Origin of the sequence: Pseudomonas sp. NPDC087639, assembly GCF_044743385.1 — a bacterium.
In the GTDB taxonomy this organism is placed as follows: Bacteria; Pseudomonadota; Gammaproteobacteria; order Pseudomonadales; family Pseudomonadaceae; genus Aquipseudomonas.
Genome location: NZ_JBIUWI010000011.1, coordinates 1 through 10,701, shown reverse-complemented (window position 1 = coordinate 10,701; position 10,701 = coordinate 1). Strand labels below are relative to the sequence as shown.

The 10,701-nt window shown below is 59.0% G+C and carries 12 protein-coding genes; 5 read left to right on the top strand and 7 right to left on the bottom strand.

The features are described from left to right. Nucleotides 1–33: 33 nt before the first annotated feature. Nucleotides 34–1,215, bottom strand: coding sequence for a two-component system response regulator RssB (rssB, locus tag ACIOVB_RS07265; protein WP_150604487.1), 1,182 nt, complete (start codon nucleotides 1,213–1,215; stop codon nucleotides 34–36). A 275-nt stretch (nucleotides 1,216–1,490) separates the two neighbouring features. On the opposite strand from rssB, the gene ACIOVB_RS07260 reads away from it, so the two are divergent. Beyond that, nucleotides 1,491–1,790 (top strand): PilZ domain-containing protein, encoded by a 300-nt coding sequence (locus tag ACIOVB_RS07260; RefSeq protein ID WP_187677543.1) that lies wholly within the window; start codon nucleotides 1,491–1,493, stop codon nucleotides 1,788–1,790. 53 nt (nucleotides 1,791–1,843) lie between these two features. Here ACIOVB_RS07260 and ACIOVB_RS07255 read toward each other — a convergent pair whose 3' ends face one another. Beyond that, complete coding sequence (locus ACIOVB_RS07255; protein ID WP_187677542.1) at nucleotides 1,844–2,533, bottom strand: VacJ family lipoprotein; 690 nt, start codon at nucleotides 2,531–2,533, stop codon at nucleotides 1,844–1,846. Between the two features lie 198 nt (nucleotides 2,534–2,731). Between ACIOVB_RS07255 and ACIOVB_RS07250 the strand changes: the two genes are divergently transcribed. Beyond that, nucleotides 2,732–3,352 carry an HAD family phosphatase gene (locus ACIOVB_RS07250; RefSeq protein WP_401266206.1) on the top strand — a complete coding sequence of 207 codons (621 nt, stop codon included), beginning with the start codon at nucleotides 2,732–2,734 and terminating at the stop codon, nucleotides 3,350–3,352. A gap of 108 nt (nucleotides 3,353–3,460) precedes the next feature. Then, the gene (locus ACIOVB_RS07245; protein ID WP_187677540.1) at nucleotides 3,461–3,724 is read left to right on the top strand and encodes a DUF4404 family protein; all 264 of its coding nucleotides are present in this window, start codon (nucleotides 3,461–3,463) and stop codon (nucleotides 3,722–3,724) included. Between the two features lie 65 nt (nucleotides 3,725–3,789). On the opposite strand, the gene queF is transcribed toward ACIOVB_RS07245, so the two are convergent. Next, the gene (gene queF / locus ACIOVB_RS07240; RefSeq protein WP_401266203.1) at nucleotides 3,790–4,620 is read right to left on the bottom strand and encodes an NADPH-dependent 7-cyano-7-deazaguanine reductase QueF; all 831 of its coding nucleotides are present in this window, start codon (nucleotides 4,618–4,620) and stop codon (nucleotides 3,790–3,792) included. Between the two features lie 61 nt (nucleotides 4,621–4,681). Beyond that, a complete protein-coding gene (locus ACIOVB_RS07235) occupies nucleotides 4,682–5,215 on the bottom strand; it encodes a plastocyanin/azurin family copper-binding protein (RefSeq protein WP_401266200.1) in 534 nt (177 codons plus the stop codon). 169 nt (nucleotides 5,216–5,384) lie between these two features. On the opposite strand from ACIOVB_RS07235, the gene ACIOVB_RS07230 reads away from it, so the two are divergent. Beyond that, nucleotides 5,385–6,065, top strand: coding sequence for a heavy metal response regulator transcription factor (locus ACIOVB_RS07230; RefSeq protein ID WP_187677537.1), 681 nt, complete (start codon nucleotides 5,385–5,387; stop codon nucleotides 6,063–6,065). Continuing rightward, nucleotides 6,065–7,414 carry a heavy metal sensor histidine kinase gene (locus tag ACIOVB_RS07225; protein WP_401266198.1) on the top strand — a complete coding sequence of 450 codons (1,350 nt, stop codon included), beginning with the start codon at nucleotides 6,065–6,067 and terminating at the stop codon, nucleotides 7,412–7,414. Before ACIOVB_RS07230 ends, ACIOVB_RS07225 begins: the two co-directional genes overlap by 1 nt. Nucleotides 7,415–7,521: 107 nt before the next feature. On the opposite strand, the gene ACIOVB_RS07220 is transcribed toward ACIOVB_RS07225, so the two are convergent. From ACIOVB_RS07220 to ACIOVB_RS07210, 3 genes are all read right to left on the bottom strand, one after another. Beyond that, nucleotides 7,522–8,766 carry a lipoprotein-releasing ABC transporter permease subunit gene (locus ACIOVB_RS07220; RefSeq protein WP_401266196.1) on the bottom strand — a complete coding sequence of 415 codons (1,245 nt, stop codon included), beginning with the start codon at nucleotides 8,764–8,766 and terminating at the stop codon, nucleotides 7,522–7,524. Between the two features lie 63 nt (nucleotides 8,767–8,829). After that, the gene (lolD, locus tag ACIOVB_RS07215) at nucleotides 8,830–9,513 is read right to left on the bottom strand and encodes a lipoprotein-releasing ABC transporter ATP-binding protein LolD (RefSeq protein WP_187677534.1); all 684 of its coding nucleotides are present in this window, start codon (nucleotides 9,511–9,513) and stop codon (nucleotides 8,830–8,832) included. 7 nt (nucleotides 9,514–9,520) lie between these two features. Then, nucleotides 9,521–10,701 (bottom strand): lipoprotein-releasing ABC transporter permease subunit (locus ACIOVB_RS07210; RefSeq protein ID WP_401266194.1); only part of this gene is annotated, 1,181 nt, incomplete at its 5' end.

Genomic DNA, 10,701 nt, shown 5'->3' with positions numbered 1-10,701 from the left:
CCTGCTCGGCGAACTGGATTCTACCGGTACTCATTAAAGATTCCTGCTCAACACCAACAGGGCGATATCATCCGGCATCTCCCCTAGCGTGGCCAATCCAAACACTTGCCGCAGACCATCCAGGCTGCCGCCCGCTGACTTCACCCGTTCGGGCAAAGCCGCTTCTTTTTCTTTGAGCGTAGGTTCTGGCAAAAGATCCAGAATGCCATCAGACATCAGCGTCAGGCTGAACGTCGGTGGCAGCTCAAGCACGTGGTCTTCGTAGGTGGCTTCATTGAAGAGGCCCACCGGCAGACCGCGTCCTTCGAGATAACGAACACTGTCAGGCGTGTACAACACAGGCAAAGGCAGATGGCCGCCAATGCTATAGGTCAACAAACCGGTCTCCTCGTCGATGACTCCACCGACCATTGTGACGTGTTTACCCAGCTTACAACTGATCAGTCCCCGGTTGATATGACCAAGGACTTCCGAAGGCTTGAATTCCGGCAATGTGCCGTTGCGCTTGGATTCGAACAACAAACGCGTGGTCATGAACTTCAGCAGCACAGTGACGAAAGCTGAAGAGGCGCCATGACCCGATACGTCCGCCAGGTAAAACGCAACCCGACGCTCATCGACACGAAAATAGTCGACAAAATCACCCGACAGGTACAGCGACGGGATGATCTGGTGCGCAAACTTGAACTCGTCGATGCTCCACGGACTTTCCGGCAGCATGTTCATCTGCACCTGGCGACCGGCGTTCTGGTCTTCCTGGAGCAGGTTCAGGCTGGCTTCGAGTTCGCGGTTGGCTTTTTCCAGCTTCTCGCGATAGCGCTGGTTTTCCAGCAGCAGGCGCGCACGATCCAGGGCCCGGCGCACGGAATGCTCGAGCACGGCCAGATCTTCGAGAGGCTTGATCAGGTAATCCGCCGCGCCCAGGCGCAACGCCTCGACCGCGTCGTTCATCACGCCGGCACCCGACACCACGATCACCGGTGTTTGCGGCGACAGCTCGGTGACCTGACGGATGAGTTCGAGACCGCCCATCTGCGGCATGCGCAGATCGCAGATGACCAGGTCGGGCTTGTCTTGCTCGAATACCTGAAGACCCTGTTGGCCATTGCTGGCCTGCAGGACGCTGAAACCACTGTCTTCCAAATAGGCCGCGAGGCTCGCGCGCACTACTTCGTCATCATCGATTATCAGCAGCGTGGCACTGGTTTTTGGCATGTGGGCAAACGGCGCCAGAATTAGGTTGGCGTAGTTGGCGGGGCGACAGGCCCTGCACTGACTACTGGATTCGCTTTCTAGCCTCTCTGCTGCACCGCTTTAGAGCGTTTGCTCCGTACACGGTTGCACCAGAGGTGCCCTTCTAAGGCGCAGACGGTACTCCCATCCGCGGGGCGTTTCAAGCATGCGCCGATGGTCGCTTGACGACTTTACTTGTCAAATCACCGAGAGTTATAAGAACGGCTCAAACCGTAACCCAATGGAAGGATGAAGGCATGAGTCAAACCGGCCGGGACTACAGCGAAAAACGCGATTTCATCCGCATGCGGGTCGATGCCGATGTCGTGTTGATTCATGAAGGGGATCAGGTGTCAGCGGTGTGTATCGATCTCTCCAGCAGTGGCATGCAGGTCGAGGCGCCGCGCCAGTTCGCGGTAGGTGACCGTTTGAGCGTGCGCATCGATTCCGAGCATGCAGCGCTCAGCGGGCTTGAAGCCGATACCGAAGTAGTCTGGGTCCGGGCGCAAGATGGCGGCGGCCAAAAGCTCGGCCTGACTATTCTGCAGATGAAATAAGCGCACACACAAAAAAGGCGACCCGAGGGTCGCCTTCTTCTTACTGGTCGAGATTAAAAGTCGTCTTCGACCTGGCCATCCTTCACTTTGAACTCGCGGTTCTGCAAGTAGGCGTTGCGGATGAAGGTGTACTTGTCGCCGCTGATCAGCTTTTCGCTCGACAACAGGCTGGCACGGGTGTCGACGATATTCAGGCCGAACACCGAGTTACGCACTGGCACGTCGTTGATATAACGGTAAGGGCCGGTATAGCCGTCGACGTACTTGGACGGCGCGTCTCGCAAAGTGCTTGGCCCCATCAACGGCAGCATCACGTACGGGCCGCTACCCACACCCCAATAGCCGAGGGTCTGGCCGAAATCTTCGTCGCTGCGGTTCAGGCCCATTTTGGTGCCGACGTCGAAGAAGCCAAGCAGGCCGAACGTGGTGTTGAAGATCAGGCGCGCAGTGTCGACGCCAGCCGCAGCCGGTTTGGCCTGCAGGATGTTGTTCGCCAGGTTGGTGACATCACCGACGTTGCGGAACATGTTGTGGATGCCGTCTTCGACAAATTGCGGTGTCACGAACTCATAACCCTGTGCCAACGGCTTGAGCGCGTAGGTATCAACGAAGTCGTTGAACTGGAAGATCGGACGGTTGACGCTTTCCCAAGGGTCTTCTTCCGTGGCGGCCTGAGCAGCCAACGGCGCCAGCAGCAGGCCGGCATATACACAAAGCTGAGCGAGCGGAGGGCTCCAGCGCATAGAAAAACTCCTTGGATTTGTACTGGCGCGGGCATCGAGGGCCTGGGCGTTAAGAGCGCTAGTATAAGCGTAAAAGGTCTTTTGGGCAGTCCGCGAATAAAGGCATCTGTGAGACGTCTCCTACGTCGCCTTTCACACAGTTGTCATCCAACTGTCACCGGCACGCCCTAGCCTGTTCGTTATTTCAGGGACGTTGCCATGTCACACGCCGAAACCTTGCCCCTCGCTGCCCCCGGACTGACTGCCGTGCTGTTCGGCCTCAGCGGCTGTCTGGTGGATTTCGGTGCCCGCGCCCGACAAGGCGGTGTCGCACTGCCCGAACATGCCGATGCCACACTCGGCGCGCTGGACAGCGTGCTCGGTTTGCAGCGCCAGCAGATTCCGTGCGCCTGGCTTGATGAATTGCCCCCCGCCCTTGCACAACCGCTGTCGGCTTCGTTGCCGGCGTGGATCAAGCCGGCGCAACATTCTGCAACAGTCAATCCGTGGCCTGCTCCCAACGCCTGCTGGCAAGCGTTGATGAACTTGAACGTCGCCAGTCTCGACGGCTGCGTGCTGGTCAGCGGTGAACCACGATTGCTGCAATCGGGATTGAATGCCGGGTTATGGACAATCGGGCTCGCCTCCTGCGGTTCGCTGTGCGGCCTCGCGCCGGGCGAATGGCAGGCCCTGAGCCAGAAGGAGCGCGAACAACTGCGCGGCAAGGCGACAATGCAGTTGTTCGGACTCGGCGTGCACTCGGTGATCGATCATCTGGGCGAGCTCGAAACCTGTCTGGCGGACATCAGCCTGCGCCGCCTCAAAGGCGAAAAGCCCTGATCGGGATCATGCAGGGTGGTCGAGAGTGGATTAATCTAAAGGTCAGCCATAGACCTTTGGCGCGCGTCTGCGGTCAATGCCAGTGCCTCTCGATAAAAGGAAAACACCATGCCCGCCCAAGAATTGCAGAAACAGCTAGATACCCTGCGCGAGCAGTTGGAACAGAATCCGCCACTGACTGAAGCCGAGCGGGAAGATCTGCATACGCTGATGCAGCAGATCGAGTTGGAGCTTGAACTCGAAACCAAGACCCAGGATGCCAGCCTCGCTGATGGCGTGAACCTGGCCGTCGAACGCTTTGAAGTCGAACACCCTGCCATTGCTGGCACGCTGCGCAACATCATCAATACACTGGGCAGCATGGGGATCTGATTCCCGCCGAAACGCAAAAAGCCCTGCCATCACTGACAGGGCTTTTTTATTTCTGCCTGTAGGTCTTACTGGCGAACCAGACGGTGGTTCGGCAGTTGCAAACTCTCAGTGCTGCGATACGGGTTGATATCCAGCCCGCCACGACGCACATACCGCGCAAACACCGTCAACTTCTCCGGTTTCATCAAGCGCTGCAGATCGAGGAAGATCCGCTCGACACACTGCTCATGGAAGTCCGAGTGTTGGCGGAAACTGACGATGTACTCCAGCAGACTGGCATGATCCAGCGCCGCGCCGCGATATTCCACCACCACACTGCCCCAGTCCGGCTGACTGGTCACCGGGCAGTTGGATTTGAGCAAGTGGCTATGCACGCTCTCCTCCACAACCTTCGAATCATCACAACGCAGCAGTTCCGGACGCGGATGCTCGTAGTTGCTGACGCTGATATCCAGATCGTCGATGCACACACCCGGCAACGCCACGACACCTTCGGCTTCCACGTCTTTAAGACTGCGAACCCGCACGCCCACCGGTTTGCCGGCAGCGGCAGACAGATCCTTGACCAGCGTCGCTTCCAGGCTGGCAACATCAGCGAACGGCGTCTGGTTCAGCGAGTTCAGGTACAGCTTGAACGACTTCGACTCGATGATGTTCGGCGAATCCGCCGGAATGCTGAACTCGCCGATGGCCACCACCGGTTTGCCCGACGGCAACAGCCACGACAGTTCGAAGCAGTTCCAGAAGTCCACGCCCTTATAAGGCAGGGTGTCGGCGGTCAGGCCCAACTCGGCCCATTTCGCGGTGCGCGGGATCGGGAAAAGCAGAGACGGTGTGTACGTGGCGATGTATTCGCTGGATTTGCCCAGCGGCGAATGTTCGGCTGCGGGATGCATGGCGGAAACCTGACTGAATAATCAGCGGATTCTACCAGCCTTTGCCCGCGCCTTTGAGTGCTTACTGACTGACAGTCAGTTTGCCGACCATGCCCGCCTGATAATGACCGGGGATATTGCAGGCAAATTCCAGGCTGGTTGCTTTACTGAAGGTCCAGGTCAGCTCGGCGGTTTTGCCCGGCTCGACCAGCACACTGTTCGGGTCGTCATGCTTCATGCCATGGCCCATCGCAGCGTGATCCATGCCCGCCATATCGTGGGACATTTCTTTCATACCGGTAGGCGTGAGCATGCCACTTTGCTGCATATGCAACATTTCCTGCTGATGCTCGGCGTGCATCGCCGCGTCACCGAGGTTGAATTCGTGTAGCAATTGACCTTTATTCACCAGCACAAAGCGAACGGTCTCACCGGCCTTGATCTGAATGGTTTTCGGATCGAACGACATGTCGCCCATCACCACTTCGATGCTGCGCGTGGCGTTGGCCGCAGGCGCCGATTGGCCAAAGTCGTAGGTGTGTGCCGGCCCTGCCCAAACGGGCGAGCTCAGCGCCAGCAAACACGCGGCCAAGGCCAAAGGTTTGCGCATAAACATAGTCGTACTCCCACAAGATAAGGTTCAGCCTGTGGGAAACTCTAGCGCGCCTGCGCTGGCATCTACCTGACAGGCAGATTACAACTTTGTCAGGTTGGGATTTGTCGCCTGCTCTCACGTTATAAAGCCTGAGATCCTAAAATCCGAGTTCCTACACACCGAGTCGCCCATGAAACTGTTGATCGTCGAAGACCAAGCGAAAACCGGCCAATACCTGCGTCAGGGCCTGACCGAGGCCGGTTTCAACACCGAACTGGTGGCCGACGGCGACAGCGGCCAGCAATTGGCCCTGAGCGGTGATTACGCGCTGTTGATCCTCGACGTGATGCTGCCAGGACGCAATGGCTGGCAGATCCTGCAAGCGGTGCGCAGTGCCGGGCTCGATACGCCGGTACTTTTTCTGACGGCCAAAGACACAGTGGAGGACAGAGTGCACGGCCTCGAACTCGGTGCCGACGACTATCTGGTCAAACCTTTCGCCTTCTCCGAACTGCTGGCCCGGGTGCGCAGCCTGTTGCGCCGTGGCAGCGCCGTTGCTGTGGAAACCAGCCTGCAACTGGCCGACCTGCGCCTTGATCTGATTCGACGCCGGGTCGAACGCAGTGGCCAGCGCATCGACCTGACTGCCAAGGAGTTCGCCCTGCTGGAGATGCTTCTGCGCCGCCAGGGCGAAGTGCTGCCTAAATCGCTGATCGCCTCGCAAGTCTGGGACATGAATTTCGACAGTGACACCAATGTCATCGAAGTAGCCATCCGCCGACTGCGCCTGAAGATCGACGACGAATTCCCCAACAAACTGATCCACACCGTGCGCGGCATGGGTTACGTGCTTGAAGAGCGCTCAGCCTGATGCGCCGGTTGTCCCTGAGTTCGCGCCTGGCCTTGTTGTTTGCCGCTTGTACCGCCGTGGTTTCGCTGTTTGCCGGGGTGCTGTTCAATCGTGCCAGCGAGGCGCACTTCATCGAACTCGACCAGCAACAACTGGACAGCAAACTGATCGGCCTGCGCCGGGCCCTGCAGGATGTTCAGCCCAGTGAAAGCCAGGCACGACTGGCCGATGAGCTGAGCCGGCAGGCTGATCTTTCCCTGCGTATCACCGGGGCCCAGGGGCAGCGCTGGTTCGACAGTTCGCCCCGCATACCGCAAGACTTGCCGCGAAAAAATGGTCTGTCGACCATCAGCGATGACGGCGCCGACTACCGCGTTCTCAACGCCCCGCTCTACCCGGATAAAACCGACTCGCCACAATTGACGCTGTTACTGGACATCACCCATCACCAACACTTCCTGCAACGTATGCAGCATTTGATCTGGCTGACCGTCGGATTGTCAGCACTGGCCACCGCGCTGCTCGGCGCTTGGGCAGCACGCAGCGGTTTACGACCGTTACGGCGCATGAGCGCAGTAGCCCGTGGGATTTCGGCGCAGTCGCTCAATGCCCGACTGCCGGAAGCGCAAATGCCGCCAGAGCTTGCGGAAATGGCCCACAGCTTCAACGCCATGCTCGGACGCCTCGACGACTCGTTTCAGCGTCTTTCGGCGTTTTCGGCCGACATCGCCCATGAACTGCGCACGCCGTTGTCGAACCTGCTGACCCACACCCAAGTCACCCTCACCCGCCCACGGCCGATTGAGGATTACCGCGAAGCGCTGCACAGCAATCTCGAAGAACTGCAATGGATGGCGCAACTGGTCAACGACATGTTGTACCTGGCCAAGGCCGATCACGGTTTGTTAATGCCCAAGCGTGAGCCATTGGAGTTGGCGGACGAAGCGGAGGCGCTGATAGAGTTTTTTGCGCCCTTGGCTGAGGACGCAGGGGTGACACTGACTCGTGAAGGGCATGCACGAATCGAAGGTGATCGCAGCATGTTGCGCCGGGCCTTGTCGAACTTGCTGGATAACGCGCTGCGGTTTACGCCAACTGAAGGTGTGGTGCGCTTATCAATCCTCGATCAAGCGAACGCAGTGCGAATATCCGTCGAGAACAGTGGTGAAGGGATTTCGGCAGACCAGTTACCGAGGTTGTTCGACCGGTTTTATCGGGCGGATCCGGCGCGGCAGGAAGGCAGCAGTGAACATGCGGGGTTGGGGCTGGCGATTACTCAATCGATTGTCCGGGCCCATGGTGGGCAGATTCATTGCGAATCAGAAGCGGGATGGACGCGGTTTGTGATTGAGTTGCCGAAGAAGGATTGAGGCCAGCAGGTCCAGCCCCTTCGCGAGCAGGCTCGCTCCCACCTTGGATCTGCGTCGTGCACAAATCCCCTGTGGGAGCGAGCCTGCTCGCGAGAGCGGTCTGGAGCTTACGAATATCTCAGCGCATGAGCCGGCTCGATCTTCGCCGCCCGCCACGCTGGATACACCGTCGCCAGGAAGCTCAGAATGAACCCGGCGGAGCAGATCAACAGCACATCACCTCCCTGCAATTCCGACGGCAGATTGCTGACGAAATACACATCCGAACTGAAAATGTGCTGCCCGGTCACCCGCTCAACCCAGCCCACCAGTTCGCTGACATTCAGCGCCGCGATCACGCCCAGGACGCCGCCAATCAACGTCCCGACAATCCCGATCACCGTGCCCTGCACCATGAAAATCGCCATGATCTGCCGGGGTGTAGCGCCGATGGTACGCAGGATCGCGATGTCCGCACCCTTGTCGTTTACCACCATGATCAAGGTCGCGATGATGTTGAACGCCGCCACCGCGACGATCATCAGCAACAGCAGACCGATCATGGTTTTTTCCATTTTCATGGCGCTGAACAGGCTGCCCTGAGTGTGGGTCCAGTCGTCAGCCTTGAAGTCGGCACCGAGGCCGGCGGCGATGTCCGAGGAGACTTTCGGCGCGGCATACAGGTCTTTCACCGCCAGACGCACGCTCTGCACCTGATTCGGTTCCCAATGCTGCATTGTCGCAGCATCGGCCATGTGGATCAGGCCCATCGAGCCGTCCAGCTCAGCGCCGACCTTGAACACGCCGACCACGTTCAGGCGCTGCATGCGCGGCGTGATGCCGCCCGGCGCGGTGCTGACTTCCGGTACGATCAGGGTGATTTTGTCACCGACATTCAGACGGAAACGACGCGCGGTGATTTCACCGATCACCACGCCGAATTCGCCCGGTTTCAGAGCATCGAGACGCCCCTGAACGATGTGCTGGGCAACAATCGACACCTTGCCTTCCTGGGCCGGATCGATGCCGCTGATCTGGATCGGCTGCATCAGGCCTTTGTAGGAGAGCATGCCTTCCATTTCCGTGAAAGGCACGGCGGCGGTGACTTCTGGGTTTTTCATGGCAGCGGCAGCCACGGGCTGCCAGTCATCAATCGGTTTGACGCCGACGATGGTCGCGTGCGGCACCATACCGAGGATGCGCGAGCTCATTTCACGCTGGAAGCCGTTCATCACCGACAACACCACGATCATCGCCAAAACGCCGAGGGCGAGGCCGATCATCGAGGTCATCGAAATGAACGAAACAAAGCGATTGCGGCGCTTGGCGCGGGTATAGCGCGTGCCGATAAAGATCGATAACGGTCTGAACATTCGCTGGGGCACCGTATAAAAATAAAAGACCCGACGCCTTTTCAGACGTCGGGTTTCAACCAATCAGATGGGCGTCAGGCAACCTTCCTGCAAGTGCAGGACGCGATCCATCTGGCGAGCCAGGTTCATGTCGTGAGTCACCACCAGGAACGCCGTGCGCATCGAGGTGCTGAGCTCCAGCATCAAATCCTGAATGCCTTGTGCGGTGTGGGAGTCGAGGTTGCCGGTCGGCTCATCGAGCATCACCAGACCCGGCTTGTTCACCAGGGCGCGGGCGATGGCCACACGCTGACGTTCACCACCGGACAGTTCCGCCGGCTTGTGCTCCAGGCGATGGCCCAGCCCTACCCGCTCCAGCAACGCCGTGGCGCGCTGACGGGCTTCCGGGATCGGCGTCGTGCCGATCAGCAGCGGCATGCAGACGTTTTCCAGCGCAGTGAATTCCGGCAGCAGGTGGTGGAATTGGTAAACGAAACCCAGTGCGCGGTTACGCAGCAGACCACGTTTCTTCTCGCTCAGGGCCGACAGCTCTTCACCGTCGAGCCAGACGCTGCCCTTTGTTGGCGTATCGAGGCCGCCCAACAGGTTGAGCAAAGTACTTTTGCCCGATCCCGAGGTGCCGACGATCGCCACACGCTCGCCCGGGTGCAACTCCAGTTGCAGACCGGCCAGCACTTGTACCGACTCCGGGCCTTCCTCATAGGATTTGCCCAGGTTGCGGCAGCTCAAGATTGCTTTTTCACTCATGCCCGACTCACTCATAACGTAGCGCCTCCGCCGGCTGGGTGCGCGCGGCACGCCAGGCGGGATACAGGGTGGCGAGGAAACTCAAGATCAACGCAGCCGCGCAAACCATGACCACATCCTGGCTCTGCACCTGCGACGGAAGATAATCAATGAAATACACGTCGGCATTAAGGAATTTGTGGCCGATCAGCCCTTCGAGAGCCGAAATCGCCGCGCTGACGTTGAGCGCAGCGAGGATCCCGAGCACAGCGCCAATGGCTGTCCCGACTACGCCGATGACCGTGCCTTGCACCATGAACGTGCGCATGATCGTCCCAGGCGTGGCGCCGAGGGTGCGCAGAATGGCGATGTCGCCCTTCTTGTCGTTCACCACCATCACCAGCGTGGAAATGATGTTGAACGCCGCCACCGCAACGATCAGCAGCAACAGCAGGCCGATCATGGCTTTCTCCATGCGGATGGCCTGATACAGGTTGCCGTGGGTACGGGTCCAGTCGCGGGCGTAGTAATGGTCTTCGCCGAGCTGCTGGGCGATATTCCAGGCTACGCGTGGTGCCTGAAACAGATCATCGAATTTCAAACGGATGCCCTGCACCTGATCAGGCTTCCAGCGATGCATTTTCGCCAGATCCTGCAGGTTGGTGACGCCCAGATAACCGTCGAGCTCGCCGGCGCCGACATGGAAAATGCCGACCACGGTGAAGCGCTTCATGCGCGGGAACATCCCGGCCGGGGTCACACTGACCTCCGGTGCGACAAAGGTGATCTTGTCACCGATGCCCACGCCCAGCTTGGTCGCGGCCTTGTCGCCAATCACGATGCCGAAGCTGCCCGGCGTCAAATCGTCGAGTTTGCCCTGCTTCATGAAGTTGTCGATGATCGACACATTGCGCTCAAGCGCAGGGTCGATGGCGTTGAGCAACACCTTGGACACCTGACCGTTGTTGGTCAGCAGGCCCTGCATCTGGGTGAACGGCGCAACCGCCGTCACCTGCGGGTTCTGCTTGACCCGGGTGGCCAGGTTTTGCCAATCGTTGATCGGCTCAGTGGACTCGATGGTCGCGTGGGGCACCATGCCCAGCACACGGGTGCGCATCTCATGATCGAAGCCATTCATCACCGAAAGCACGACGATCATTACGACCACGCCAAGGGCGAGCCCGATCATCGAAGTCAGGGAAATGAATG